A 25,298-nucleotide genomic window follows, 5' to 3' on the forward strand; every position below is an offset into this window, starting at 1 on the left:
CGTGACCCTCAGCTCAATTCGGCCCCCGGGTAGCCCCGGGGAGTCACCATCACCCCATCCCGGCTGCGGGTGCTGCTGTTGCCCACCAGCACCAGGCTGAGCATGTCCACCTGCTCGAGCGGCAGCCCTCCGAGGGTGTGCAGCTGCACGCTTTCCTCCGCCCGGCCCAGCTGCCGTGCCAGCACCACGGGCGTTTCGGCGCTGCGCCCCTCCAGCAGCAGGTCCCGGGCCCGGCCCAGCTGCCAGTCACGGCCCTGGGAGCGGGGGTTGTAGAGCGCCACCACGAAATCACCGCTGGCGGCGGCCTTCAACCGTTTCTCAATCGTCGGCCAGGGGGTGAGGCGGTCGCTCAGGCTGATCGTGCAGAAATCGTGCATCAGCGGCGCTCCGGCCCTGGCAGCGGCCACCTGCAGGGCAGAGAGGCCGGGATGCACCGCGAAGGCCGGCCTGTTCTCCGGCGCCCGCTCCAGCCAGAGCTCCAGGGCCAGCCCCGCCATGCCGTAGATGCCGCTGTCGCCCGACGACACCAGGGCCACGTTCAGTCCGGCATCCGCCAGCTCCAGGGCCAGCCGGCAGCGGTCCCGCTCCTGGGTGAGCTGGCCGTCACGGCGCAGTTGGTCGGGCCGCCTAAGGGGCTCCAGCAGATCGAGGTAGAGGGTGTAACCCACCCAGACCGTGCTCTCGGCCAGGGCGAGGCGAGCCTCGGGGGTGAGCAGATCGAGCTGGCCCGGGCCGCTGCCCACCAGATGGATTTTTCCCCGCTGCGGGGCCCATTGCCTTCGAGCCTGTGCCACCGCCAGGGTGGCGGCCCCCCGCTCCCCCTGGCGGGCCCGTTCGATGCGCTTCGGCAGCAACAGGGCCGACTGGGGGGCTGCCGCCAGCAGGGCGGCCGCCTCGGCCACGCTGGCGGTCCCCATTTCCCTGAGCACCGCCTCCGACGGGGTGGGCACGGCCACCGGCGCCAGGGCCTCGGAGCTGAACAGCCGCAGCGGCCACCGATGGCGCCCGGCCAGCTCCAGCAGCGCCGGTTCATCGCCCTTGCGGTCGATGCTCGCCAGCCCGGCCACGGCTTGCGGGGCCAGTTGCGCCTCATCCAGGGCCCTCTCCACCAACCGCTCCAGCAGGTTGAGGCTGGTGTGGCGCTCACAGCCCAGGCCCAGCCAGAGGCTGGGAGGATGCCAGCGGCAGCCGGGCCCCTGGCGCGGGCTGATCACCAGCGACAGCGGTGCACCCCCCTCGGGCAGCCGTTCCGCCGCCGGCGGCAGCAGCGCTGAGGCGGCCTCAAGCTCCTGCCAGTCAGGGCAGCCGCTCTCCTGGTGCATGGCGATCGGCGCGCCCCTGGCCGCGGCTTTCATCAGGGTGTCCCAGTCACCCAGACCCTTCCGCCAGCCCCAGGCCACCCCGAAGCCGTCGAGGGCCAGGCTGCCGCTGCCACTGCTGGCGCCCGTGAGCACCGCTTCCCCCCCGAGCAGGGCGGCCACCCGCTGGCTGAGCTGCTCGGCTCCCGCCGCATGCCCCCCCAGCAGCGGGACGGCGAAGCGTCCCTGGGGATCCACCACCACCACGGCAGGGTCCTGGTGCTTGCCCACCAGCAGAGGCGCCACCAGCCGGGTCACGGCGCCACAGGCCCCCACCACCACGAAGGCAGTCGCCTGGGCCCAGTGGCGGCTGAGCAGCTCGGATGCCGAGCCTTCAGGTTCGAGCCGCCCCCCCAGCAGGCCGGCCTGATCGAGCCGCTCGAGCACGGGGGCACCGGCCCTGCTCAGGGCCAGTCCCCAACAGAGGGAATCACTCATCCCCCGAACCTGGCACGCAGCCGTCCAAGACCCTGGGCGGCGGAGCTCCCATCCCCTTCATCCCCAGGACTGCCGGGCTGCACTGAAGCTGCCGCTGGAGGCTCTGTCATCGGTTGCTCTGAAGCCTCCTCAGGCTCCCCTCCTTCCGGCGCTTCCACGGAGGAAGCCTGAGGTGCGCTCACTGGCCCAGGTGCCACAGCCTCCTCTGGCTCTGGCGCGTCCGCTGCACCAGGCTCCGGCTCGGGCTGAAGCGAAGCCTCGAGAGCCTCGGATTCAGGCGATGCCCGGGCTGGCGCCTCAGGTTCGGGATACAGCCTTGACTCCGACTCCGACTCCGGTTCCTGTTCTGGTTCCGGTTCCGGCTCAACCTCGCTCTCAGCCTCAATCGATCGCTCACCGAGCAGACGCTCCAGATCCTCAGCGGCGAGCGCAGCCGTCTGCCAGGGGCGTGGGGCACCGGGGAGCATCACCAGGTCCTGCACCCGGCTGTTGAAGGGCGGGTTGAGGGGCTCGCCCAGCCCGTCGAGCAGCTCCAGCTGCAGGGGGTTGCTGCCCGGGCGCAGGCCGGAAAGCCAGAGCGGCGACTGCCGATCGACCAGGAAGCTGTCGCCATTGAGGGTCACCCGCAGCCGCCAACGGGGCCCCGCCCCATCGAAGCTCTGCAGGGGCGCGTCGATCAGCAGCCAGTCGATCAGCACCGGTTCGCGGTGGATCAGATCGGTGGGCGTGCTGCTCACCAGCTGGGGCGTCCCCCTGCGCGGCTGGCTGAGAGGGTTGGCGGCCAGGCCATGCAGGCGGATCTGGCTCGACGCCCCGGGATCCTTCACGGCCTCTCCCCAGGGTTGGGCGGCGTACACCGTGAGGCGATGGCTGCCTGGAGCGAGCGGGGGCATCATCGTGCTGAGCGTTGTCGCCCTCGCTCGCTCGATGGGAGCTGTTTCCTCGGCTCCCTGGGCGGGGTCGGTCCCCAGGCGGATCGGTTCCTGGTCATCCAGTTGCACCACCAGGTGAGCGCCAAGCCCCAGTGAGCCTGCATCGGTCAGTGGCCAGTCCTCCAGCTCGAGCTGCAGTGACCAGGGGCCTGCCGGAAGCACGGCGTCGTCGGCCGGAGCCAGAACCCTCAGCCGGGGCTGATGCTCCGCCAGCCGAAGGCGCAAGGCCTGGCTGGCCTTGGGCGGCGGGACCTCCCGCAGCCTGCCGGAGGGGCTGCTGCCGGCGGATGGTGGCGACTCTGGCCTGGGCCGGAGGCTCCAGCCCCCGCTCAGCAGCACCGCCAGGCAGAGCAACACCGCTCCCAGGCTTCGAAGCCCCGCCGCCAGCATCCGCATTGCTCCTGATGGACGTCAGGCCACGGCCTTGGTGCCGGGGCCATGGAGTCAGTTTGCCCAGCGGGCCACGGATCCGTAAAAAATGATGCTGAATTTATCCCCAGATCTTCTGGGAATTAGATAAAGAAAGCGCGTCATCACGCTGCCATTGAGTGATAGGGAGCCCAGGGCAGAGCCCTGTTCCTGACTGGGGTGGCGCCGGATTGAACCTTTGTTACTTACCCCCCAAGAGGCTTGAAACTCGCCCTTATACTTCCGCCAGCGGTCCCCTCATAGGGGCCCCAGCTCCAGTTGCGGCAGTGGGTTTCGGTCTTTTCCGGATCCTCTCCGCACTGGTGCCCATGGTTCCAGCGGCCTTGGTCGCGAACCGTGAGGCCCACCGGCCAGGCCTTTCGGCCCGGTCCGGAGGGGTGGACCTCCACCTCGACTCCGTCCCTCGAGGAACGTCTCGATGACCATCAGCCCACCAGAGCGTGGGAAAACGGCGAAGGCCCAGGTGGACCAGGTGAACAACCCGGCCACCTTCGAACTGTTCGGCAAGCCCGGCCACTTCGATCGCACCCTCGCCAAAGGTCCCAAAACCACCACCTGGGTTTGGAACCTCCACGCCAACGCTCACGACTTCGACAGCCACACGAGCGATCTCGAAGAAGTCTCCCGGAAGATCTTCAGCGCTCACTTCGGCCATCTGGCCGTCATTTTCATCTGGCTGAGCGGCGCCTTCTACCACGGTGCCCGCTTCTCCAACTACACCGGCTGGCTGGCCGACCCCCTGCACGTCAAACCGAGTGCTCAGGTGGTCTGGCCGATCTTCGGTCAGGAAATTCTCAATGGTGATGTGGGGGCCGGTTTCCACGGCATCCAGATCACGTCAGGTCTCTTCCACGTGTGGAGAGCCTGGGGATTCACCAGCGAGTTCCAGCTCCTCTGCACGGCCATCGGCGCCTTGGTGATGGCTGGCCTGATGCTGAATGCCGGCGTCTTCCACTATCACAAGGCAGCTCCCAAGCTCGAGTGGTTCCAGAACGTTGAGTCCATGCTCAACCACCACCTGGCTGGCCTGCTGGGCCTGGGCTCCCTGTCCTGGACCGGGCACCTGCTGCACGTGTCCCTGCCCACCACGCAGTTGATGGATGCCATCGACGCCGGCAATCCGCTGGTGCTCGACGGCAAGACCATCGCTTCGGTGGCGGACATCCCCCTGCCCCACGAATTCCTCAACCTGGATCTGCTGACCCAGCTGTATCCGGGATTCGGCGCGGGCCTCTCCGCCTTCTTCACCGGCAACTGGGCCGCCTACAGCGATTTCCTCACCTTCAAGGGTGGGCTCAATCCTGTCACCGGCAGCCTCTGGATGACCGACATCGCCCATCACCATCTGGCGATCGCGGTGCTGTTCATCGTGGCCGGTCACCAGTACCGCACCAACTGGGGCATCGGTCACAGCCTCAAGGAGATCCTGGAAGGCCAGAAGGGTGATCCCCTGCTGTTCCCGGCTCCGAAGGGTCACGATGGCCTGTTTGAGTTCATGACCACCTCCTGGCATGCCCAGTTGGCCGTGAACCTGGCCCTGCTCGGTTCACTGAGCATCATCGTGGCGCATCACATGTATGCGATGCCGCCCTATCCCTACATCGGTATCGACTACCCAACGCAGCTTTCGATCTTCACGCACCATATGTGGATCGGCGGTTTCATCATTGTTGGTGCCGGTGCCCACGCCGCCATCGCACTCATCCGCGATTACGACCCGGCCCAGCACGTCGACAACGTGCTGGATCGTGTGCTCAAAGCCCGTGATGCCCTGATCAGCCACCTCAACTGGGTGTGCATTTTCCTTGGCTTCCACAGCTTCGGCCTTTACATCCACAACGACACCATGCGTGCCCTGGGCCGTCCCCAGGACATGTTCAGCGACACCACCATTCAGCTGAGGCCTGTGTTCGCTCAGTGGATCCAGGGTCTCCACGCCTCTGCCGCCGGTTCCACCGCACCCAATGCGCTGGCCGGGGTGAGCGAAGTGTTCAACGGTGCCGTCGTCGCCGTCGGCGGCAAGGTGGCTGCCGGTCCGATCCCCCTGGGAACGGCCGACTTCATGGTCCACCACATCCACGCCTTCACGATCCACGTCACCGTGCTGATCCTGCTGAAGGGCGTGCTCTACAGCCGCAGCTCCAGGCTCATCCCCGACAAGGCGAACCTGGGCTTCCGCTTCCCCTGCGACGGCCCCGGTCGTGGCGGTACCTGCCAGGTGTCGGCTTGGGACCACGTGTTCCTCGGCCTCTTCTGGATGTACAACTCCCTGTCCATTGTGATCTTCCACTTCAGCTGGAAGATGCAGAGCGATGTCTGGGGAACCGTGAATGCGGACGGCAGCGTCCAGCACATCACCAATGGAAACTTTGCGCAGAGCGCCATCACCATCAATGGCTGGCTGCGTGATTTCCTCTGGGCTCAGGCTGCACAGGTGATCAACAGCTACGGCTCATCATCCAGTGCTTACGGCCTGATGTTCCTCGGTGCCCACTTCGTCTGGGCGTTCAGCCTGATGTTCCTGTTCAGCGGCCGTGGCTACTGGCAGGAGCTGATTGAGTCCATCGTCTGGGCTCACAACAAGCTGAGGGTGGCTCCTGCCATCCAGCCCCGTGCGCTGAGCATCGTTCAGGGACGCGCCGTTGGCGTAGCCCACTATCTCCTGGGGGGTATCGCTACCACCTGGGCGTTCTTCCTGGCCCGACTTGTCGCGGTCGGCTGACCTCACACCTGACCTTTCCACATGGCAACGAAATTTCCTTCGTTCAGCCAGGGTCTGGCACAGGACCCGACAACCCGCCGTATCTGGTACGGCATCGCCACGGCTCACGACTTCGAGAGCCATGACGGGATGACGGAGGAGAAGCTTTACCAAAAGCTCTTCTCCACCCATTTCGGTCACCTGGCGATCATCGGCCTCTGGGTTTCGGGCAACCTGTTCCATATCGCCTGGCAGGGCAACTTCGAACAGTGGGTCGCCGATCCACTGCACGTCCGTCCCATCGCTCATGCGATCTGGGATCCGCACTTCGGCCAGGGGGCCATCACCGCCTTCACCCAGGCGGGAGCCACCTCCCCGGTCAACATTGCGTATTCCGGTCTTTACCACTGGTGGTACACCATCGGCATGAAGACCAATGCCGAGCTGTATCAGGGTTCCATCTTCATGATGATCCTGTCGGCTTGGGCACTCTTCGCCGGCTGGCTCCACCTTCAGCCCAAGTTCCGGCCTTCCCTGGCCTGGTTCAAGAACGCTGAGTCCCGCCTCAACCACCACCTCGCCGTCCTCTTCGGCTTCAGCTCCATCGCCTGGACCGGTCACCTGGTTCACGTGGCCATCCCTGAAGCCCGTGGCCAGCACGTCGGTTGGGACAACTTCCTGAACGTGCTGCCGCACCCCGCCGGTCTGGCTCCGTTCTTCACCGGCAACTGGGGCGTTTACGCCGAGAATCCAGACACCCTCAACCAGGTGTTCGGCACCTCCGAGGGCTCCGGTACAGCGATCCTCACATTCCTGGGTGGTTTTCACCCCCAGACCGAGGCGCTCTGGCTGACCGACATCGCCCACCACCATCTGGCGATTGGCGTGATCTTCGTGATCGCCGGCCACATGTACCGCACCAACTTCGGGATCGGCCACTCGATCCGGGAGATTCTGGAGGCCCACAATCCTCCCAAGGGCACCCCTTTCGGTGGTGCGCTCGGTGCAGGTCACAAGGGTCTCTATGACACAGTCAACAATTCCCTGCACTTCCAACTGGGTCTGGCTCTGGCCAGCCTGGGGGTGATCACCAGCCTCGTGGCGCAGCACATGTATGCGCTGCCGTCCTATGCGTTCATCGCCAAGGACTACACAACACAAGCTGCCCTCTACACCCACCACCAGTACATCGCCATCTTCCTGATGTGCGGTGCCTTCGCCCACGGTGCGATCTTCTTCATCCGTGACTACGACCCCGAAGCCAACAAGAACAACGTTCTGGCCCGGATGCTCGAGCACAAAGAAGCGATCATCAGCCACCTGAGCTGGGTTTCCCTGTTCCTCGGGTTCCACACCCTTGGTCTCTACGTCCACAACGATGTGGTCGTGGCCTTCGGTACCCCCGAGAAGCAGATTCTGGTGGAGCCGGTCTTCGCGCAGTTTGTTCAGGCTGCGAGTGGCAAGGCCATCTATGGCTTCGACGTGCTGCTCTCCAATCCGGCCAGTGCCGCCAGCCTGGCTTCGGCCAACATCCCCGGTGAACACTTCTGGTTGGATGCCATCAACGGCAACACCGATGTGTTCCTGCAGATCGGCCCTGGTGACTTCCTTGTCCACCACGCCATCGCCCTTGGACTGCACACCACCACGCTGATCCTGGTGAAGGGTGCCCTGGATGCCCGGGGTTCCAAGCTGATGCCCGACAAGAAGGACTTCGGCTACTCCTTCCCCTGCGACGGCCCCGGCCGTGGCGGCACCTGCGACATCTCAGCCTGGGACGCCTTCTACCTGTCGGTGTTCTGGGCCCTGAACACCGTGGGTTGGGTCACCTTCTACTGGCACTGGAAGCACCTTGCCATCTGGCAGGGCAACGTGGCCCAGTTCAACGAATCCAGCACCTACCTGATGGGTTGGTTCCGCGACTACCTCTGGCTGAACAGCTCCCAGCTGATCAACGGCTACAACCCGTTCGGCTCGAACAACCTGGCCGTCTGGGCCTGGATGTTCCTCTTCGGTCATCTGGTGTGGGCCACCGGTTTCATGTTCCTCATCTCCTGGCGTGGTTACTGGCAGGAGCTGATTGAAACCATCGTCTGGGCGCACCAGCGCACCCCCCTGGCCAACCTGGTTGGCTGGCGCGACAAGCCCGTGGCTCTGTCGATCGTGCAGGCCCGTGTGGTCGGTCTGGCTCACTTCACCGTGGGCTACATCCTCACCTACGGTGCTTTCCTGATCGCTTCCACTTCAGGCAAGTTCGGCTGATCCCAGGATCAGCTCAGTCACCCCGAGGGACGTACCTCCAACACCAACCCCCGGAGATTCTCCGGGGGTTTTTTCATGGCTTCTTCGGCTGGGGCCACCAGCGGCGACCCTCCAGAAGTTTGATCTCCAGATACACCACAGGCACCACGAACAGCGTCAGCCCCGTCGACACCAGCAGCCCGAAGAACACCACGGTGCCGATGCTGATCCGGCTGGCGGCCCCCGCCCCTGTGGCCAGCAGCAGCGGCAGAAATCCCGCCAGGGAGGAGAGCGCCGTGAGCAGGATCGGTCGCAGGCGGCTGATGGCGGCTTCCTCCACGGCTTCCCGCAGACCCAGTCCCTCCTTCAGCCGCTGGTTGGCGAATTCAACGATCAGGATGCCGTTCTTGGCGGCCAGGCTCACCAGCACGAGCATCCCCACCTGGGCGTAGATATCGAGAAAGAGGCCTCGCGAGGCCAGGCCCAGCAGAGCACCCAGCAGAGCCAGCGGCACCGTGATCAGGATGATCAACGGATCGAGAAAGCTTTCGTAGAGGCCGGCGAGCACCAGGAACACCACCGCCATCCCCAGGGCGAACAGCTGCCAGGTGCGACCCCCGGCCTGGCGTTCCTCCTTGGCCAGCCCCACCCACTCCAGGGCGATCACCGGATTGGCCAGCTCCTGCTTCACCTCCTCCAGTCGTTGGATCGCCTGCCCGGTGCTCAGCCCTGCTCTGGGCAGGGCCCGAACGGTGATCGCACGCACCAGGCGGCTGTGGTTGATCACCGTCGGGCCACTGTCCTGGCGCAGGGTCATCAGTTCCCGCAGTGGAATCAGGTTTCCCTCCCGGCTGCGCACCTGGAGGGCCAGCACGTCCTCAGCTGTGCGCCGATGGGCTCCATCCAGTTGCACCACCACTCGTCTCACCCGCTCCCCTTCGAAGGTGTCGTTCACATAGCTGCTGCCGAAACTGGCACCAAGGGTGTCGACCACCTCGTCGAGGTCCACCCCCAGGGAGGCCATGCGCAGACGGTTGGGCTCGAGCCGCAACTGAGGCGAATCGGCACTGAACCGTGTGCTCACCCGCTCGAAGTCGCCCGTGGCCGTGGCTGCGGCGATGAAGTCACGGGTGGCTTGCTCGAAATCGCTCAGGCTGAGCCTGCCGCCACTGAGATCCAGCAACTCCAGCTCCAGCCCCCCCTCACTGCTGAAGCCCCGCACCACCGGTGGCACGCTCACCAGCACGGTGGCTTCGCTGATCCGGCTGCGCAGTTGTTTGGAGAGCCGCTCCGCCACCGCGGTGTTGCTGTCATCCGCTCGCGATCCGCGCTGCTCGAGCGGTTTCAGGCGCAGAAAGAAGATGCCCCGGTTCGGGGCGCTGTCTCCGAAGGAACGACCGGAGTAGAAGTTGCCCACCCGAACCAGAGGTTCACTGGCCACCTGCTCCCGCACCTGCTCCATCACGGCTTCGGTGCGCTGAATTGAAGCTCCTCCGGGCAGCACCACCACCCCGCGGATCTGACTGTCGTCTTCCTGCGGAACGAAGGCCGTGGGCAGTTGCCCCAGTCCCCAGGCCGCCAGGATCAGACCACCCAGCAGCCCCAGCAGGATGCGCCGCCTCCAGCGAAAGCTGCGATCCAGGGACCGGCCGTACTGCTCGCCGAGTCGGTGGATCCAGCGCTGCGGCCGATCCAGCAGCCGGCGCATCCATCGCGGTTCCTTCCAGCCGTGCTGCAGCAGCCAGCTGGAGGCCACAGGCGTGAAGGTGAGGGCGTTGATGGTGGAAAAGAGGATCGTGGCGCTGATCGTGATCGCGATCGGTTGGTAGAGGCGGCCCACACTGCCGGGCATCGCCAGCACCGGCAGGAACACCACCACCAGCACCAGCGAGGTGGCGATCACGGCACTCCCCAGCTCCTGCATGGCGTTGTGGGCCGCTCGCCCGGGTGGTTCACCCGCTTCAAGGCGGCGGCCGATGTCTTCGCTGACCACGATCGCGTCATCCACCACCAGGCCCGTGGCCAGCACCATGCCGAACAGGCTGAGGGTGTTGATCGAGCTGTCCGTCAGGCGCAGCACCGTGAAGCTCCCCACCAGAGCCACGGGAACCGCGACGGCGGTGATGGCCGCCAGGCGGCTGTTGCCCAGGGCCATCAGCAGCACCAGCAGCACCAGCAGCACCGCATCCCGCAGGCTCCTCCAGGTGAGCTGGATGCTTTCCCGCACGCTGTCGGCCACATCAACGATGCGCTGCAGCTCCACCCCCAGCGGGAACTCGGGCTCCAGCCGGGTCAGCGCTGCGTTGACCGCCTTGCTCACCTCAAGGGCGTTGCTGCCGTCGCGCTGGAAGATCAGCACTGCCAGGGTGGGCTGCCCAGCCAGGTTCATGGCCGTGCTCTCGAAGCTTTCCTCATCGAGGACGACCCGCCCCACGTCTTTCAGCTGCACCACGCCGCCATTGCCGGCTCGGCTGATCACCAGACCCTCCAGTTCACTGGCGCTGCGCAGTCGCCCTTCCATCTCCAGGGGCAGGGTGATCTCCTGACCGGGTGGGCTGGGTGCATCGCCCACCTGGCCCAGGGCGGCAAGAACGTTCTGCTCCTCCAGGGCGTCTTCGATGTCGGTGATGGTGAGGTTGCGCTGCTCCAGAGCCACGGGATCGAGCCAGACCCGGAAGGCCAGTTCACTGCCGCCCGCGACCGCCACATTGCCCACCCCGGGCACACGCTGAAGCTCATCCCTCAGGCGCTGGTCGAGCCAGCCGCTGAGGAAGGCATCGCTGTACATTCCCCTCGGGGTGCTGAAGCTCACCACCATCAGCAGGTCGTCGGAGCTGCGACGCACCTGAACACCCAGACGGGCCACCTCGGGCGGCAGCCGGCGATTCACCAGAACGGCTTCGTTCTGGGCATTGATCTGGTTGAGCTCAGGATTGCCCCCCTCGAACGTGAGGGTGATCGAACTGCCGTTGGCGGAACTGGTGGAGCGGATGCTCTCCAGCCGTTCCAGCCCATTCAGCTGCCGCTCCAGTGGGGTGGTGACCCCCTGCTCCACAGCCAGAGCCCCACCCCCTGGATAACTGGCGCGCACGTTCACCCGCACAGGAGCGATCGGGGGCAGGTTCTCCACCTGCAGGCCGGGAAGGCTGAGCAGGCCCGCCATCACGATCAGCAGGCTCACCACCAGGGTGAGCACCGGCCGGCGCAGGAAAGGATCGGAGACCGACATCGAAAGGGCTGCTCGCAGCACGCCCGGGGAGTCTGCCTGTCCTGACCATCGATCTGGGGCTCCTCAGTCCCGGGGGCTGACCTCGTGCCATGAAAAAACCCCGCCGGAGCGGGGCTTGGCACAACACAACCGACTCACCACGTGAGCGGTTGATTCAGGCCCTGCGGCGGTTGGCTCAGCCGATGCCGGAGAGGTCGACCAGCGGGGAGATCAGAGGCGACCCGGCCAGGAACCAGGCGAAGGCTGCGCCACCACAGCCACCCAGCCAGAAACCGCTGGCGAATTCGGCCCAGCCCGCTTTGGTGAACAGATCAGCGGGAGGGTTGTCGATCGTGACGTCGGGCGGCTGCACGCTGGGGCCTGTGCCGGCGGTGCCGTAGATCGAGAGACAGACCGTGAGGATCGTGACCAGTCCGATGGCAGCGAGAAGGCCCGAGGTGCTGGCGTAATCGGTGTTGCGGAGGGGCCCCGTCATGGCAAACGGGCCGTACAGCAGGAAGCCATGGGCCATTCCGACCTCAAGGCCCCGGCGGTTGGGAGACAGTGAGGGCCGATAGGCCGGCAGAGCGTTGAGGAAGGCCTTGGTGAAGTAGCTGCTGTTGACGGGGGTGGCCAGATTGCCGACGGTGGGGTCGGCGACGGGTTGCACGGTCATGGAGAAGAGAAGAAGAAGGAACGAACGCAGCAGGGTCGCAGGGGTGAATCGAGCCGCACAGGATCGTTGATATCAGTCGCGGGCTTCGATCACGTTGAACAACAGGGCCATGGCCATGGCAGGGCCAAGGATTCCAACGAAGGGAACAAGGATGGACGGCAGCCAGGCGGCGGCGAATTCTCCAGTCATGGCGCGGGCCAATACAGCAACCGCCGGTACTGTAAAGATCACTGCGGGGCAGGCCTTGTCGGCCTGTCGTTGCGACATAAAAGTTCAATCCGATGCAGCAGGTCCTCCCCGCAGCCGCCGCTCTCCTGCTGGCGTTCTGGCTGCTTCGGCGTCGCAGGCACCCCCTGCTGCCCTTCAGTGACGGCAGGGCTGTCGCCGCTCTCAACCGAGCCCAGGCCACCCAGGTGGAGCAGGTGGAGCCCCCTGTCGCTCCCTTTGACGTGGAGGAGCGGCGGCAGGCTCCCCTGCCCGCGTTGGCACCAGGGCTGCTCGAGCTGGCGGCTCCCGGCTCAGGACGACTCCTGGATCCCCGTGGGCGGCAGCAGCTTCTCTCAGCACTTCGTGCCGCTGCTTCCAGCAGCGACGGGAAGCGCCTGGCCGCCATGAGCACCTGCCTGGCCTGGGGCGATCGGGCCAGCTTGCCGCTGCTTCGGCGGGCCCGCTTCGATCCCGACCCTCGGGTGGCTGCCCTGGCCGCCGAGGGGATCGCGGCCTTCCGGGGTCGGCCAGCCGCTGCGGCCCCGGGGCCTCAACCCGCCAGGCTGCCGCGCAATGTGGCCCGCACCCGGTAGATCGGCCGGCCCTGACTCTCGTGGTATGTGCGCATCTGCAATTCCGCCAGCAGCCCGAAGCAGAACAGCTGGATGCCGGCCACGATCGCCAACACCGCCACCATCAGCAGAGGCCGGGCGCCCACGTCGGCATTGAGGAAGATCTTCTCACCGAGCAGCACAACCCCCAGCACAAGGCCAATCGCCAGGCAGGCCAGCCCACCGAAGCCGAACACATGCATCGGACGGGTCAGGAAGCGCTTCATGAACCAGACCGTGAGCAGATCCATCAGCACCCGGAACGTGCGATCGATTCCGTACTTGCTCTGGCCGAAGCGGCGGGCGTGGTGGTTCACCTTCACCTCGGTGATGCGCGCCCCCTCGATGAAGGCCAGCGCCGGCAGGAAGCGATGCAGTTCTCCGTAGAGGTTCATGTCCGCCACCACTTCGCGTCGGTAGGCCTTGAGGGAGCAGCCGTAATCGTGAAGCCGCACCCCGGTGACGCGGGCGATCAGCCGGTTCGCGATCTTGGAGGGCAGCAGGCGCTGGATGGCTGCATCCTGCCGCTGGTGACGCCAGCCGCTCACCAGGTCGTAGCCCTCCTCCAGGCGTTCCAGCAACAGGGGGATGTCGGCGGGATCGTTCTGCAGGTCGCCGTCGAGGGTGACAATCACCGCGCCGTGGCTGGCATCAAAGCCGGCGGCCATGGCGGCGGTCTGGCCGTAGTTGCGGCGCAGCAGCACCGCCACCAGCTCAGGGGTCCCTGCGGCAAGCGCCTCCAGCCGCGCCGCGGTCCCATCACTGGAGCCGTCGTCGACCAGCACCAGCTCGAAGCGGCGACCGAGGGGCCTCAGACTGGCGAGCACCTGCTCCACCAGCGGACCGAGGCTGTCCTCCTCGTTGTAGAGGGGGATCACCACCGAGAGCTCGGGTCCGCGCGACGCATTCATGACGGCCGGTGCTGCATCGGCATGCAACCTACGGGAGCCCCTGGTCAGGGCAGGGTGGTGCCGTCATGGCTGCGCACCACCCGCCCGGCCCCGCGCAGTTCTCTGCGGTAATGCCGCGACACGGGGTGGTCGGCTTCCGGGCTGAGCTGGTCGACACCAAGACCATCGCGGCCATGCTCCCGGCCCGAGCTGTGCAGGTAGCGCCCCGTGCCCAGATACAGCCCCACATGGGTGCAGCGCTGGGGACGGCCGAAGAAGATCAGATCCCCCGGCCGCAGCAGCGCGAAGACCCCAGGGCGGACCGCCACCGGCTGACAGAACCGCTCCTGCTGGTAGGCGTCGCGGGGGATCCAGATCCCTTCGCTGGCAAACGCGCTCTGCACGAAGCCGGAACAATCGTAGTCGGGGCCGAGTGTGCCCCCCCAGAGGTAATGGTTGGGCTGTTGGCGGGCTTTCTCGGCAAAGGCCAGCACCGCCGGCAAGCGGGCACTGATGCGGCTTGACCCCAGGGGGTGGGGCCGGCGGGGCAGGGTTGGGACGGCCCGCTCCAGCAGGTCACTGATCTCCAGCCAGCAGGGGTAGCCATCCTCCAGCAGGCGAGCCCGCACCCGGCTCCCCTCCCGCTGGGCGAGCAGCTGCAGCGCGCGGCCGCGACGGGCCTGGGTGGCCAGTCCAGGGCCGCTGGAGCGGGCATGCCCATCGATGTCGGCCGTCAGCCGCCAGCAGCGGCCGGGGAGCAGCCCAGCCAGGCTCGTCTCGGTTCCTACGCTCTCCATGGCAGCTGACGGTACCGATGGCGTTCTACAGCCTTGATGCGGCGATGGGCGCGATCCTCGAGGACCACCTCCATGCCCTGGAGCTCCAGGGCCGCCCTGGTCTCACCTCCCAGGTTTCGATCACCTGGTTGCGCTATCCGCGCAGCCTGATCGGTGCAGCTGAGGTCACCGAGACGTCAGGTCCCTGGCTGCAGCACCCGGCAGGGGCCTCCTGGGCAGGGTCCCGGGCCCGCTATCCCGCCAGCGTGGTCAAGCTCTTCTATCTGGCTGCCACCGAAGCCTGGCTGCAGCGTCAGCTGCTGGAAGACGGGGCTGAGCTGCGCCGGGCGATGGCAGACATGATCCGTGATTCCAGCAACGACGCCACCGCCGTGCTGGTGGACTGGCTCACGGGCACCACCAGCGGCCCCGACCTGCCGGAGCGGCCGCTGCAGGCCTGGATCGAGCGCCGCCAGCTGGTGAATCAGTGGTTCGCCTCCCTGGGCTGGCCGGAGTTCGATGGGTGCAACGTCTGCCAGAAAACCTGGGGGGATGGCCCCTATGGACGGGAGCGGCAGTTCTACGGACCGGCGCTGGAGAACCGCAACCGCCTCAGCACCGATGCCACCGCCCGGCTGCTGCACCTGATCATGGCCGGGGGGCTCGTGTCCCCCCCTGCCTGCGCCCGGATGCGGGACCTGCTGGCCCGCTCGCTCGATCCCGAGCTGCTGGCGGCGGATCCTGAAAATCAGGTGGACGGCTTCATCGGCGCAGGCCTCTCCGCCGGCGCACGGCTGTGGAGCAAGGCAGGCTGGATGAGCCAGGCCCGCCACGACGCGGCCTACGTGGAGAGCGAGGGACGGGCCCCCTTCCTGCTGGTGATCTTCAGTGAAGGGACGGAGCGGGCTTGCGATCAGGAGCTTCTGCCCGAACTGAGCCAAGCTCTCAGCCAGGTCAGTGCGCTGAGCTGAGCGCCGCCTGCCGGGCAAGCGGGGATGGGAGGGTAAGGCCGCCGGGGGCAGGACCTTGAAACGGAGAGGGAGGGATTCGAACCCTCGACAGAAGTTGCCTCCTGTAACTCCTTAGCAGGGAGCCGCTTTCAACCACTCAGCCACCTCTCCAGGGGGCCCGCTGAGCTTATCAGCGATCGCGTTCGGCTTTGTCGCTGCGCAAGCGGGGCAGGCGGTGCTTGAAGCCGCAGAGAATTTCCCAGGGGATGGTGCCACTGGCCTGCGCCCACTCCTGGGGCCCGATGCGCTCGCCGCCGTCCTCCCCCAGCAGGGTGACCACGGAGCCCACCTCCAGCTGGGGAGCGTCGGTGGCATCGATCAGCAGCTGATCCATGGTGATGGCCCCCACCTGGGTCAGCCTGCGCCCGGCGAAGAGCACCTCCAGCCGGTTGCTGAGCAGCCTGGGAACCCCATCGGCATACCCGATCGTGACCACCGCCAGACGGCTGGCTCGGCGGGTGCGGTATTGATGGCCGTAGCTGACTCCCACCCCCGCGGGCACCTCGCGGATCAGGCAGACCCTGGCCCGCACGCTCATGGCGGGCTGCAGCGGCACGCGGGCACTCAGGTGGGGAGCCGGCGACTGGCCGTAGAGGGCCAGGCCGACGCGCACCAGGTCGTAGTGGAGCCGGTGGCTGCTCAGGGTGCCGGCGGAATTGGCCAGATGACGGCTGCCGGTGTTGAGCCCCAGCTCTCTGGCGCCACGCAGCACCTTCTCGAAGCGATCCTGCTGGAGCCCCGTGAGGCCATCAGGGTCCTGGTGGGGGGCATCGGCATCGGCCAGGTGGGAGTAGACCCCCGCCACGTTCACCGCGTCCAGTTCATGGAGGGCCTTCAGCAACCTGACCCCATCGCTCCAGTCCACCCCGAGCCGCGCCATGCCGGTGTCGACCTTGAGCTGAAGCGCCATGGAACGGCCACTGCCTCTGGCCAGGTTCTGGCAGAGGAGGGCTTCGCGCATGCCGCTGATGGTGGGCATCAGCTCCCAGTCGAGGCAGCTGCGCAGCTCATCCGGGTTGATCAGGTTCCCCATCACCAGCAGCGGCACCTCCAGGCCCGCCTGGCGCAGCTCGATGCCTTCCTGCAAGGTGGCCACCCCCAGCGATGTGGCGCCGCCGTCCAGGGCGGCTCGCGCCACCGGGGCCGCGCCATGGCCGTAGCCATCGGCCTTGACCACGGCCATCAGGGATGATCCCGGAGCGAGCCAGCGACTCAACGCCCGGGCATTGCGCTCAATGGCTCCCTCATCCACCTCCACCCAGGCCCTCTGCCGAGGATGCAGCCCTGGGGCTGGGGCCGTGAACGGCTGGGCATCCTCAAGGGGCGGTCGCTGGCTGGGCTGGGGCATCGGTGCCTTCACGAACGGGCATCACAGCAGAGGTCGCTGGGTTGTGAACCGTACGACCAATCTCGTGCCAGATGGTTGAGACCCGTTAGCATGCCGGCCATCTGGGGAGCTGGCACCCCTCCCATGGACCATGCGCGGTGAGCCAGGTTCTGGTCCTGAATGCGTCTTATGAGCCTCTGAACATCACCAGCTGGCGCCGCGCCACGGTGATGCTGCTCAAAGGGAAGGCCGAGGGCCTCGAGCACGACCCCATGCATCCCATCCGCGGAGAGATGCTGCTGCCTTCGGTGATCCGCCTGAGGCAGTTCGTGCGGGTCCCCTACAAGCAGTTGCCGCTCACTCGCCGCAACATCTTCCAGCGCGACGGCCACAGCTGTCAGTACTGCGGCTATCAGGGGGAGCTCCTGTCGATCGACCATGTGATCCCCCGTAGCCGCGGCGGCATGGACACCTGGGAGAACGTCACCACGGCCTGTCTCCGCTGCAATGTGCGCAAGGGAAGTCGCACCCCCCGTGAGGCGGCCATGCCCCTGGCCCGGGTGCCCCGCCGGCCCGTGAGCACCCTGTATTTCGAGGCGACCCGCCACATCCGCTCGGGCCGTCAGGAGTGGGCCAAGTATGTGATCGGGGCCTGAGAGGGCTCTTTCGAACAAACCCGCCTCAGCCTGAGCCCTCCTCAGCCAGCTGCTCCAGCTGGATCTTCTGTTCTTGCGCCACGCAGGCGCCGATCACGTCGGCGAGCTGCCCCTGCAGCACCGGTTCGAGGGCGAAGTTGCGGCCCAGCCGGTGATCGGTGACCCGGTTGTCCTTGGCGTTGTAGGTGCGGATCTTTTCGCTGCGCTCTCCGCTGCCCACCTGGGCACGGCGGGCGGAACTCTCGGCGGCGGCGGCCTCTGCCAGTTCCCGCTCCAGAAGCTTCGCCCGCAGGATCTCCAGGGCACGCTCACGGTTCTGCAACTGTGAGCGCTCCTGGGTGCAGAAGACCCTGATGCCAGTGGGTTTGTGCAGCAGATCCACGGCTGTTTCCACCTTGTTGACGTTCTGCCCGCCGGCGCCGCCTGAGCGGGCCGTACTGATCTCGAGGTCGCCCGGATCGAGCTCGACTTCCACCGGATCGGCCTCCGGCATCACCGCCACGGTTGCGGTGGAGGTGTGCACCCGTCCCTGGGACTCTGTCGCGGGCACCCGCTGGACCCGATGCACGCCTGCTTCGTACTTGAGCTGGCTGTAGACCCCCTCTCCGCGGATGGCCAGGATCAGTTCCTTGAAGCCGCCCAGGTCGGATTCGGAGGCACTCAGCGGCTGCACCCTCCAGCCCAGGGTCTGGGCAAAGCGTTCGTACATCCGTGCCAGATCGCCCGCCCACAGAGCGGCTTCATCCCCCCCGGTGCCGGCGCGGATTTCCAGCATCACGCTGCGTTCATCGCGGGGGTCCCTGGGGAGCAGGGCAAGGGTGAGCTGCTGCTCGAGCTCGTCGATCTGACCCCCCAGCTCCCTGAGTTCCTCCTGGATCAGGGCATCCATCTCAGGGTCCCCCTTGCTCTGGCGGGCCAGCTGACGGCTGTCCTCCAGCTGGCCCTGGAGGCTGTGCAGGTGGCTGAGGCCCGTGGCCAGCGGTTCCAGCCGGGCCCGTTCCTTGGAGAGCCGACGCAATTCGCCGGGGTCGGCCGCCACGGCAGGATCGGCCAGCTGACGTTCCAGCACGTGGAAGGTGCGATCGGCAGCCTCAAGGCGCTGACGCAGCAGGGATGGATCCATGGGAGCGGGGACCAGACAGCACAAAGCCGGACACCCGTGGGCGTCCGGCTTCCAAAGCGAACAAACCAGCGGGAATCAGGCCTCGGCCTCGCCCTTCGCTTCTTCGCTGCTGGGCTTGGTGTTGGCGCTCTCGGTACTGCCCATGCCGTACTTGCGCATGAAGCGGTCCACGCGCCCCTCGGTGTCGAGGATCTTCTGTGTGCCGGTGTAGAAGGGATGGTTGCCACTCCACACGTCCACGTGAAGCTCGGGCTGCGTGGAGCCGGTGGTCATCACCACCTCTCCGTTGCAGATCACCTTGGCATCGGGAAACCAGGTGGGATGGATGTCGGCCTTGGGCATGGCTGGGTGGGCTGAATGGAGAGGGAAAGGATCAGCGCTTGGAGAACTGGGGCGCTTTACGGGCTTTCTTCAGTCCGTACTTGCGACGCTCCTTGGCCCGGGGATCACGGCTGAGGTGACCTTCGGTCTTGAGGGGTTTGCGGTTGTCGGGGGAGAGCTCGCAGAGGGCGCGGGCAGCGCCCTGCTTGATCGCATCGGCCTGGCCGGTGAGCCCGCCGCCTTTGACGTTGACCAGCAGGTCGTACTCGGCGGAGAGCCCCAGGGTGTCGAGCGGCGACTTGACCGCGCTGAGGTAACTGGGATTGTAGTTCAGGTAGTTGTCGCCGGGGCGGCCGTTGATCGTGATCGAGCCTGTGCCGGGAACGACACGCACACGGGCTACGGCCGTCTTACGACGACCTGTGCCCCAGTAGACGACGCGGTTGGAAGCGGTGCTCATTGGGCGGTGGCGGAAGGATCGAGGGACAGAACCTGAGGCTGCTGGGCGGCGTGGGGGTGCTCGGCACCCTTGTACACCTTCAGCTTGCGGAACAACTGTCGGCCGAGGGCGTTGTGGGGAAGCATGCCCTTGATGGCCTTCTCGACAATCCGCTCGGGCAGGCGCGCCTGAAGAGCGGAGAAGGTTTCAGTCTTCATCCCGCCAGGACGGCCGGAGTGACGGCGGTAGATCTTCTGGCTGGCCTTGTTGCCGCTGATGCGGATCTTGTCGGCATTGATGATGACCACGAAGTCACCGGTGTCCAGGTGGGGGGTGAAGGTGGGTTTGTTCTTGCCACGCAGCACGCTGGCCACCTCACTGGCCAGACGGCCGAGGGTCTGATTCTCGGCATCCACCAGATACCACTGGCGGTCGAGGGAATCGAGAGAGGGAACGGAGGTCTTGTTCATCGCACCGGCAGGCCGGATCGGAGTAAGGCACCATCCCGAAGGATGGGGCTGGACAGGGGTGGAAGAGCCGTGCCGGCGGAGAGGCTCCAGCGGCGTGACGCGCAGTTCCTGAGCCTAAACCTTGGCCCATTGGCCCGTCTCCGGGACTCCGCTGGACGTATCCAGTGGCGAGCACGCCTCGTTGCTGTCAGACAGCGGGGGTGGGCTCAGGGAAGGAAGCTCCGGCGGATCCTGGCATTCCAGCCAGAGCCGCGGTTGGCAATCATACCAGGCTGACAGCGGAAAAGGGGATGTGGGATAGCCAACCCGCAGCAGGCAGAGCCCGTGGGCTGGGGCCGCCTCTTTCACCTCCGAGCGGGCACGCCGCCGCCAGCGGTTCTCAAATCCGTCCGGACTCAAGCGCTCCTCACCCACGGCCACCAACTGGCCCATGATCAGGCGCACCATGCCGTACACAAAACCGCTGGCCTGGATCTCGGCCACGACCAGGTCGCCGTCACGTTCCAGACTCACGGCCTGCACCTTGGTGCGGGCGTGGGGGCGGCGGCTGCCGGCCCGCTGGTAGGCGCTGAAATCATGGGTGCCGAGCAACCCACGCAGTGCCCGGGCCATCGCGCCCTCGTTCAGACGCCTCTGGTAGCGGTGCCAGCTCCAGGGGGAGAGGAACAGGTTGGGCCTGCGGCCGTTGTAGAGGGTGTAGCGGTAGCGGCGGTAACTGGCGGAGAAACAGGCGTGCCAGCTGGAGGGAACCACTGCGGCCGCCCTCACCCGGATGGAGGCGGGCAGCCGGCCGTTGATGGCCGCGGCCCAGCGCTGGGCGGGGATCGGTCCGCTCGCCTCAAAATGCACCACCTGGCCGGCCGCATGCACTCCGCTGTCGGTCCGTCCGGCGGCCATGGCCCGCATCGGCCGGTGCGGATCAAGGTGGGCCAGGGCCTGCTCCAGGGTCTCCTGCACACTCAGCTGCCCCGGCTGGCGCTGCCATCCACAGAAGGGATACCCCTCGTACTGCAGACAGAGGGCGATTCGACGAATCCCCTCATGCGTGGACAACAGGGATGCTGGAGCGAAGTCGTGGGGCGTCAGACCAGCTCGATGATGGCCATTTCGGCGTTGTCACCCCGGCGGGGGACAGTACGGATGATCCGGGTGTAGCCGCCGCTGCGCTCGCCGTAGCGCTCCTGCGCCTTGTCAAACAGGGAGTGAACCAGCTGCTTGTCGAAGATGTAGCCAATGGCCCGCCGACGGGCGGCCAGGCTGCCGTCCTTGGCCAGGGTGATCATCCGCTCCGCCTCATCACGCAGGGCCTTGGCGCGAGCCTTGGTGGTGGTGACACGGCCCTCGCGGATCAACTGGGTGGTGAGGCCCCGCAGGAGGGCTTTGCGTTGGTCGGCGGGACGTCCGAGCAGGGGGACGCGGCACTGGTGTCGCATGGTTCCGGGAGAGGAAAGGAAAAGGGAGGAAACGGTGCCGCTCAGGCAGTGGTCCGGCTCTGGGGCAGGGAGATGCCGATGCGCTCCAGCGCTTCGATCACCTCATCAGCCGATTTGGAGCCGAAGTTCTTGATCTCGAGGAGGTCCTCGTAGCTGAAGCCCATCAGGTCGGAGACCGAATTGACCTGCGCACGCTTGAGGCAGTTGTAGGCCCGCACCGAGAGGTTCAGCTCCTCCAGGGGGATCTGGCTTTCAGCCGATGGCTCTGGCTCGAGGCCAGGCTCCTCGACCATGGTCAGGCTGGCCAGGGGCTGGAACAGGGCAATCAGCTGATTGGCCGCCTGGGCCATGGCGTCATCGGGAGTGATCGAGCCACTGGTGACGATCTCCAGGCGCAGGCGTTCCCGGGCCGAACCGCCTTCGCCAACAGCTGTTTCGTCGACCGTGTAGTTCACCCGTCGAACGGGCATGAACACGGCATCGATCTGCAGCAGGTCGATGGCGCTGGTGTCTTCATGGTGGCGATCCACCGGCCGGTAGCCGACCCCACGCTCCACGTGCACCTCAAGCTCCAGGGAGTGACCTTCGGCCACAGTGGCGATCGGGCGATCGAAATCAATCACCTGAACCTGGGAGGAGAACTGAAGATCACCTGCCGAGACGCTGGCTGGACCATTGACCACCAAGCGGCCGATCTCGAGGTCGCGGTTTCGGCTGTTGACCACGACTTCCTTGCAGTTCAGCAGGATGTCGAGGACGTCTTCACGAACGCCGGGGATGGTGGCGTACTCATGGTTGACCCCGGCGATGCGCACGGCAGTGATGGCACTGCCTTCCATGCCGCCCATCAGAACCCGGCGCAGGGCGTTCCCCAGGGTGATGGCTTGGCCGCGGTCGAGAGGCCCGATCACGAACACACCGGTCTGGGAGCGGTCGTCGGCGATGGAATGCTCGACCCGATCGATCTGATACTGATGCACGGCCTGATGGTGGTGAGGAGGAACGCCGGGAGGCGGTTGGAAGCGGGGATTCAGACCCGGCGACGCTTGGAGCGGCGGCAGCCGTTGTGGGGCAGGGGGGTGACATCCCGGATCAGGGTGATCTCGAGTCCGGCCACCTGCAGGGCACGGATGGCGGTTTCACGCCCGGAGCCGGGGCCACGGACCAGTACTTCGATCTGGCGCATGCCTTGCTCCAGGGCCCGGCGGCCGGCGGCCTCGGCAGCCGTCTGGGCGGCGAAGGGGGTGCCCTTGCGGGCTCCCTTGAAGCCGCTGGCCCCGGCCGACGACCAGGAGATCACCTCACCGGCGGTGTCGGTGATCGACACGATCGTGTTGTTGAAGGTGCTCTGGATGTGTGCCACGCCGTTGGGCACGTTGCGCTTGGTCTTTTTTGCGCCGGTTTTCTTGGCTGGCTTCGCCATGGACGGGGGCCTGGTGGGGTGAGGTGGTGAGGGATCTGACCGCCGTGGTGGGGTCGGACGGGAGAGTTACTTCTTCTTGCCGGCCACGGTCTTGCGGGCGCCGCGGCGGGTACGGGCATTGGTGCGGGTGCGTTGGCCACGCACGGGCAGGCCCATACGGTGACGGCGACCCCTCAGGCAGCCGATGTCCTGGAGGCGCTTGAGGGCCATGCCCTCCTGACGACGCAGGTCGCCCTCGAGGGTGAAACTTTCGGTGGCAGCCCGCAGTTTCTGGACATCAGCGTCTTCGAGGTCCTTGACGCGGGTGTCGGGGTTGACGCCGGCTTTGGCCAGGATTTTCTGGGCACGGGTGAGCCCGATCCCGTAGACGTACGTGAGAGAAATCTCGACCCTCTTGTCACGAGGGATATCGACACCGGCAATCCGAGCCACGAAGAAAACGATTCAGTAGGGCAGAGGGAGCCCGGCCGTTGAAGGCAGGGCGGTGTGCCCGAAGGGGCACTGGGAAAGAAGAGCTCGGCTCAGGTCAGCCCTGACGTTGCTTGTGCTTGGGGTTGGTGCAGATCACCATCACCCGGCCGTGGCGACGAATCACTCGGCACTTCTCACACATCTTCTTGACTGAGGCACGCACCTTCATGGGCGGCGGCTCTCCATTTTGCAAACAGCTACCGTATCACAAGGGTCAACCCAGGATGCTGCTGATTCTGGAGGCCACCGCCTCCACCGATCCTTCGGCCTCCACCTCCCGGATCAGGCCCAGGTTGCGGTAGAAGGCGATCAAGGGCGCGGTCTGCTCACGATAGACCTCCAGACGGTGGCGGATCACCGCTTCGTTGTCGTCCTCGCGGCCTCGGCTGAGCAGGCGCTGCAGAAGGATTCCGTCGTCGAGCTGGAGCAGGATCACGTGCTGGATCGGCTTCTGCAGTTCGTCGAGCAGCTCGCCGAGGGCTTCGGCCTGGGCCAGGTTGCGGGGAAAGCCATCCAGCAGCCAGCCACCGTCATGGCCGAGCAGGCGGGCCCGCACGATCGCCAGCACAAGTGCGTCGCTCACCAGCTCACCCCGTGACATCACGGCCTGGGCTTCGGCTCCCAGCTCCGTTCCCGCCTGCACTTCCGCCCGCAGCAGGTCGCCTGTGGAGAGGTGGAGCAGCTGGCGACCTTCGGCCAGCTGCTGGGCCTGGGTGCCCTTGCCGGCGCCGGGGGGGCCGAGGAAGAGAAGACGGTCGGACATGACGGGTGAGGGCGTCTGGGAATGGCGGCCAGGGGCTGGAGGAGATCACTCCCGCACCATGCCCTCATAGCGCTGGGAGATCACGTAGGTCTGCACCTGTTTGGCGGTGTCGATGGCGACACCGACCAGAATCAGCAGGGAGGTGGCACCCAGACCCTGGAAGGTGCGCACCTGGGTGGCTCCTTCCACGGCGGAGGGAATGATCGCCACCGCCCCCAGGAAGAGACCACCCAGCAGGGTCAGTCGGTTCTGCACACCGCTGAGGTACTGGGCGGTGGCGGAGCCTGGCCTGACACCGGGAATGGCCACACCCCCTCGCTTGAGGTTGGTGGCGATGTCGATCGGATTGATCGTGAGCGAGGCATAGAAGAGGGAGAAGCCACAGATCAGCGCAAAGAAGATCAGGGCATAGAGCCAGGGGGTGCTGCTGTTGGGGTTGAGGTAACCGGCCAGCTGGATCAGCCAGGGAGCCCTGGTGATGTTGGCGATGGTCAGGGGCAGGAAGACGACAGCGGAAGCGAAGATGATGGGCATCACGCCACCGGCGTTCAGCTTGAGCGGCAGGTAGCTCTGGCGACTGGCGAGAGCCGCCTGGCCTGCCTGACGCTTGGCGCTCACGATCGGGATGCGCCGGCTGCCCTCCTGCACGAAGATGATCCCCACGATCGTGACCAGGAAGATCAGGACGAGCACCACGATGCCGCCGATGGTGGCCCGGTCACCACTCTCGGCGAGCTTCACGGTGGAGCCGAGCGCCCTCGGCAGGGTGGCCACGATGTTCACGAAGATCACCAGCGAGGCGCCTTGGCCGATCCCCCGCTCGGTGATCACTTCACTGATCCACATCACCACCATCGCGCCGGTGACGAGCGCCAGGGTGGTCTGGATCACGAACACCGGTACCGGAATGCCGGGGAGGGCGTACTGGCGAAGGATCAGGGCAAAGACGGTGCTCTGAAGAAGGCCCCAGCCCAGGGCCACATAACGGGTGATCTGGGCGATCTTGCGTCTCCCGGCTTCCCCTTCGTTCTTCTGGAGATCCTCCAGTTGGGGCAGGGCGGCTGTAAGCAGCTGCAGGATGATCGATGCGTTGATGAACGGCAGGATCCCGAGGGCGAACACCCCGAGGGTGGAGATCCCTCCGCCGGTGAAGATGTCGAGGAAGCCGATCAGCTGGCCACCCTGCTGAATGAACTGCTGAAAGGCCACCCGATCGATGCCCGGCACGGGGATGTAGATCCCCAGACGCACAAGCAACAGCAAGCCAAGGGTGGTGAGGACCCGATCCCTCAGTCCCTTGGACTGGACCACCTGGGTGAGGATTTCCGCGGCACTGGGGTTGCGGCCCCGGCTGACGAGCATGGCGAGAAGGGATGAGGGACGGGCTTGCGAAAC

The 25,298-nt window shown here is 66.1% G+C and carries 25 protein-coding genes and 1 tRNA gene; 5 read left to right on the top strand and 21 right to left on the bottom strand.

The features are described 5' to 3' along the window. Positions 1–8 precede the first annotated feature (8 nt). Entirely contained in the window at positions 9–1,796 is a 1,788-nt protein-coding gene (cobJ, locus tag FPZ61_RS01040) for a precorrin-3B C(17)-methyltransferase (protein ID WP_185464213.1), read from the bottom strand. After that, positions 1,793–3,118, bottom strand: a complete 1,326-nt coding sequence (locus FPZ61_RS01045) for a hypothetical protein (RefSeq protein WP_185464212.1) — start codon at positions 3,116–3,118, stop codon at positions 1,793–1,795. Before FPZ61_RS01045 ends, cobJ begins: the two co-directional genes overlap by 4 nt. A gap of 457 nt (positions 3,119–3,575) precedes the next feature. On the opposite strand from FPZ61_RS01045, the gene psaA reads away from it, so the two are divergent. Then, the gene (gene psaA, locus FPZ61_RS01050) at positions 3,576–5,879 is read left to right on the top strand and encodes a photosystem I core protein PsaA (RefSeq protein WP_185464211.1); all 2,304 of its coding nucleotides are present in this window, start codon (positions 3,576–3,578) and stop codon (positions 5,877–5,879) included. 21 nt (positions 5,880–5,900) lie between these two features. After that, positions 5,901–8,120 carry a photosystem I core protein PsaB gene (psaB, locus tag FPZ61_RS01055; protein ID WP_185464210.1) on the top strand — a complete coding sequence of 740 codons (2,220 nt, stop codon included), beginning with the start codon at positions 5,901–5,903 and terminating at the stop codon, positions 8,118–8,120. A 73-nt stretch (positions 8,121–8,193) separates the two neighbouring features. On the opposite strand, the gene FPZ61_RS01060 is transcribed toward psaB, so the two are convergent. From FPZ61_RS01060 to FPZ61_RS01070, 3 genes are all read right to left on the bottom strand, one after another. Then, positions 8,194–11,328, bottom strand: a complete 3,135-nt coding sequence (locus FPZ61_RS01060) for an efflux RND transporter permease subunit (RefSeq protein ID WP_185464209.1) — start codon at positions 11,326–11,328, stop codon at positions 8,194–8,196. A gap of 175 nt (positions 11,329–11,503) precedes the next feature. Then, positions 11,504–11,983: a photosystem I reaction center subunit XI gene (locus tag FPZ61_RS01065; RefSeq protein WP_185464208.1), complete on the bottom strand. Its 480-nt coding sequence runs from the start codon at positions 11,981–11,983 to the stop codon at positions 11,504–11,506. 72 nt (positions 11,984–12,055) lie between these two features. Further along, the gene (locus FPZ61_RS01070; protein ID WP_185464398.1) at positions 12,056–12,172 is read right to left on the bottom strand and encodes a photosystem I reaction center subunit VIII; all 117 of its coding nucleotides are present in this window, start codon (positions 12,170–12,172) and stop codon (positions 12,056–12,058) included. Between the two features lie 92 nt (positions 12,173–12,264). Here FPZ61_RS01070 and FPZ61_RS01075 point away from each other — a divergent pair, with 92 nt between their 5' ends. Beyond that, complete coding sequence (locus FPZ61_RS01075) at positions 12,265–12,783, top strand: hypothetical protein (protein ID WP_185464207.1); 519 nt, start codon at positions 12,265–12,267, stop codon at positions 12,781–12,783. Here the strand turns inward: FPZ61_RS01075 and FPZ61_RS01080 are convergent. Both FPZ61_RS01080 and FPZ61_RS01085 read right to left on the bottom strand, forming a co-directional pair. Then, a complete protein-coding gene (locus FPZ61_RS01080; protein ID WP_185464206.1) occupies positions 12,741–13,712 on the bottom strand; it encodes a glycosyltransferase family 2 protein in 972 nt (323 codons plus the stop codon). The genes FPZ61_RS01075 and FPZ61_RS01080 overlap by 43 nt on opposite strands. A gap of 44 nt (positions 13,713–13,756) precedes the next feature. After that, on the bottom strand, positions 13,757–14,488 hold the full coding sequence (locus FPZ61_RS01085; RefSeq protein ID WP_185464205.1) for a C40 family peptidase: 732 nt from the start codon (positions 14,486–14,488) through the stop codon (positions 13,757–13,759). A 17-nt stretch (positions 14,489–14,505) separates the two neighbouring features. Between FPZ61_RS01085 and FPZ61_RS01090 the strand changes: the two genes are divergently transcribed. Beyond that, entirely contained in the window at positions 14,506–15,438 is a 933-nt protein-coding gene (locus FPZ61_RS01090; RefSeq protein ID WP_185464204.1) for a serine hydrolase, read from the top strand. Between the two features lie 61 nt (positions 15,439–15,499). Here FPZ61_RS01090 and FPZ61_RS01095 read toward each other — a convergent pair. Next, positions 15,500–15,588, bottom strand: a tRNA-Ser gene (locus FPZ61_RS01095). 19 nt (positions 15,589–15,607) lie between these two features. Further along, positions 15,608–16,825: an alanine racemase gene (gene alr, locus FPZ61_RS01100; protein ID WP_185464203.1), complete on the bottom strand. Its 1,218-nt coding sequence runs from the start codon at positions 16,823–16,825 to the stop codon at positions 15,608–15,610. Positions 16,826–16,962: 137 nt separating this feature from the next. Between alr and FPZ61_RS01105 the strand changes: the two genes are divergently transcribed. After that, the gene (locus FPZ61_RS01105; RefSeq protein ID WP_185464202.1) at positions 16,963–17,460 is read left to right on the top strand and encodes an HNH endonuclease; all 498 of its coding nucleotides are present in this window, start codon (positions 16,963–16,965) and stop codon (positions 17,458–17,460) included. 25 nt (positions 17,461–17,485) lie between these two features. On the opposite strand, the gene prfA is transcribed toward FPZ61_RS01105, so the two are convergent. The 12 genes from prfA to secY all read right to left on the bottom strand — a co-directional run bounded on the left by prfA (position 17,486) and on the right by secY (position 25,265). Then, positions 17,486–18,583 (bottom strand): peptide chain release factor 1, encoded by a 1,098-nt coding sequence (gene prfA / locus FPZ61_RS01110; RefSeq protein WP_185464201.1) that lies wholly within the window; start codon positions 18,581–18,583, stop codon positions 17,486–17,488. 75 nt (positions 18,584–18,658) lie between these two features. Further along, positions 18,659–18,925: a 50S ribosomal protein L31 gene (gene rpmE, locus FPZ61_RS01115; RefSeq protein ID WP_185464200.1), complete on the bottom strand. Its 267-nt coding sequence runs from the start codon at positions 18,923–18,925 to the stop codon at positions 18,659–18,661. 31 nt (positions 18,926–18,956) lie between these two features. Further along, a complete protein-coding gene (gene rpsI, locus FPZ61_RS01120) occupies positions 18,957–19,364 on the bottom strand; it encodes a 30S ribosomal protein S9 (RefSeq protein ID WP_185464199.1) in 408 nt (135 codons plus the stop codon). After that, a complete protein-coding gene (rplM, locus tag FPZ61_RS01125) occupies positions 19,361–19,813 on the bottom strand; it encodes a 50S ribosomal protein L13 (RefSeq protein ID WP_185474724.1) in 453 nt (150 codons plus the stop codon). Before rplM ends, rpsI begins: the two co-directional genes overlap by 4 nt. Before the next feature lie 114 nt (positions 19,814–19,927). Continuing rightward, complete coding sequence (truA, locus tag FPZ61_RS01130; protein ID WP_185464397.1) at positions 19,928–20,869, bottom strand: tRNA pseudouridine(38-40) synthase TruA; 942 nt, start codon at positions 20,867–20,869, stop codon at positions 19,928–19,930. A 26-nt stretch (positions 20,870–20,895) separates the two neighbouring features. Continuing rightward, the gene (gene rplQ, locus FPZ61_RS01135) at positions 20,896–21,246 is read right to left on the bottom strand and encodes a 50S ribosomal protein L17 (protein WP_185464197.1); all 351 of its coding nucleotides are present in this window, start codon (positions 21,244–21,246) and stop codon (positions 20,896–20,898) included. A 41-nt stretch (positions 21,247–21,287) separates the two neighbouring features. After that, positions 21,288–22,226, bottom strand: a complete 939-nt coding sequence (locus FPZ61_RS01140; RefSeq protein ID WP_185464196.1) for a DNA-directed RNA polymerase subunit alpha — start codon at positions 22,224–22,226, stop codon at positions 21,288–21,290. Positions 22,227–22,276: 50 nt separating this feature from the next. Continuing rightward, positions 22,277–22,669 carry a 30S ribosomal protein S11 gene (gene rpsK / locus FPZ61_RS01145; RefSeq protein ID WP_006173334.1) on the bottom strand — a complete coding sequence of 131 codons (393 nt, stop codon included), beginning with the start codon at positions 22,667–22,669 and terminating at the stop codon, positions 22,277–22,279. A gap of 66 nt (positions 22,670–22,735) precedes the next feature. Beyond that, complete coding sequence (gene rpsM, locus FPZ61_RS01150; protein ID WP_185464195.1) at positions 22,736–23,101, bottom strand: 30S ribosomal protein S13; 366 nt, start codon at positions 23,099–23,101, stop codon at positions 22,736–22,738. Between the two features lie 94 nt (positions 23,102–23,195). After that, the gene (gene rpmJ / locus FPZ61_RS01155) at positions 23,196–23,309 is read right to left on the bottom strand and encodes a 50S ribosomal protein L36 (RefSeq protein WP_007100636.1); all 114 of its coding nucleotides are present in this window, start codon (positions 23,307–23,309) and stop codon (positions 23,196–23,198) included. 45 nt (positions 23,310–23,354) lie between these two features. Further along, on the bottom strand, positions 23,355–23,903 hold the full coding sequence (locus FPZ61_RS01160; protein WP_185464194.1) for an adenylate kinase: 549 nt from the start codon (positions 23,901–23,903) through the stop codon (positions 23,355–23,357). Positions 23,904–23,948: 45 nt separating this feature from the next. After that, the gene (gene secY / locus FPZ61_RS01165; protein WP_185464193.1) at positions 23,949–25,265 is read right to left on the bottom strand and encodes a preprotein translocase subunit SecY; all 1,317 of its coding nucleotides are present in this window, start codon (positions 25,263–25,265) and stop codon (positions 23,949–23,951) included. Positions 25,266–25,298 lie beyond the last annotated feature (33 nt).

Source organism: Synechococcus sp. BSA11S, from assembly GCF_014224355.1.
Classification (GTDB): Bacteria; Cyanobacteriota; Cyanobacteriia; order PCC-6307; family Cyanobiaceae; genus Regnicoccus_A.

Coding starts and splice junctions, on each gene's coding strand:
- rpmJ (WP_007100636.1), bottom strand. CDS start 23,309: ATGAAGGTGCGTGCCTCAGTCAAGAAGATGTGTGAGAAGTGCCGAGTG.
- rpsK (WP_006173334.1), bottom strand. CDS start 22,669: ATGGCGAAGCCAGCCAAGAAAACCGGCGCAAAAAAGACCAAGCGCAAC.
- FPZ61_RS01090 (WP_185464204.1), top strand. CDS start 14,506: ATGGCGTTCTACAGCCTTGATGCGGCGATGGGCGCGATCCTCGAGGAC.
- FPZ61_RS01080 (WP_185464206.1), bottom strand. CDS start 13,712: ATGAATGCGTCGCGCGGACCCGAGCTCTCGGTGGTGATCCCCCTCTAC.
- rplM (WP_185474724.1), bottom strand. CDS start 19,813: ATGAACAAGACCTCCGTTCCCTCTCTCGATTCCCTCGACCGCCAGTGG.
- FPZ61_RS01085 (WP_185464205.1), bottom strand. CDS start 14,488: ATGGAGAGCGTAGGAACCGAGACGAGCCTGGCTGGGCTGCTCCCCGGC.
- FPZ61_RS01045 (WP_185464212.1), bottom strand. CDS start 3,118: ATGCTGGCGGCGGGGCTTCGAAGCCTGGGAGCGGTGTTGCTCTGCCTG.
- prfA (WP_185464201.1), bottom strand. CDS start 18,583: ATGGATCCATCCCTGCTGCGTCAGCGCCTTGAGGCTGCCGATCGCACC.
- secY (WP_185464193.1), bottom strand. CDS start 25,265: ATGCTCGTCAGCCGGGGCCGCAACCCCAGTGCCGCGGAAATCCTCACC.
- alr (WP_185464203.1), bottom strand. CDS start 16,825: ATGCCCCAGCCCAGCCAGCGACCGCCCCTTGAGGATGCCCAGCCGTTC.
- FPZ61_RS01070 (WP_185464398.1), bottom strand. CDS start 12,172: ATGACTGGAGAATTCGCCGCCGCCTGGCTGCCGTCCATCCTTGTTCCC.
- FPZ61_RS01160 (WP_185464194.1), bottom strand. CDS start 23,903: ATGTCCGACCGTCTTCTCTTCCTCGGCCCCCCCGGCGCCGGCAAGGGC.
- FPZ61_RS01065 (WP_185464208.1), bottom strand. CDS start 11,983: ATGACCGTGCAACCCGTCGCCGACCCCACCGTCGGCAATCTGGCCACC.
- FPZ61_RS01060 (WP_185464209.1), bottom strand. CDS start 11,328: ATGTCGGTCTCCGATCCTTTCCTGCGCCGGCCGGTGCTCACCCTGGTG.
- rplQ (WP_185464197.1), bottom strand. CDS start 21,246: ATGCGACACCAGTGCCGCGTCCCCCTGCTCGGACGTCCCGCCGACCAA.
- cobJ (WP_185464213.1), bottom strand. CDS start 1,796: ATGAGTGATTCCCTCTGTTGGGGACTGGCCCTGAGCAGGGCCGGTGCC.
- rpsI (WP_185464199.1), bottom strand. CDS start 19,364: ATGAGCACCGCTTCCAACCGCGTCGTCTACTGGGGCACAGGTCGTCGT.
- FPZ61_RS01075 (WP_185464207.1), top strand. CDS start 12,265: ATGCAGCAGGTCCTCCCCGCAGCCGCCGCTCTCCTGCTGGCGTTCTGG.
- psaA (WP_185464211.1), top strand. CDS start 3,576: ATGACCATCAGCCCACCAGAGCGTGGGAAAACGGCGAAGGCCCAGGTG.
- rpmE (WP_185464200.1), bottom strand. CDS start 18,925: ATGCCCAAGGCCGACATCCATCCCACCTGGTTTCCCGATGCCAAGGTG.
- psaB (WP_185464210.1), top strand. CDS start 5,901: ATGGCAACGAAATTTCCTTCGTTCAGCCAGGGTCTGGCACAGGACCCG.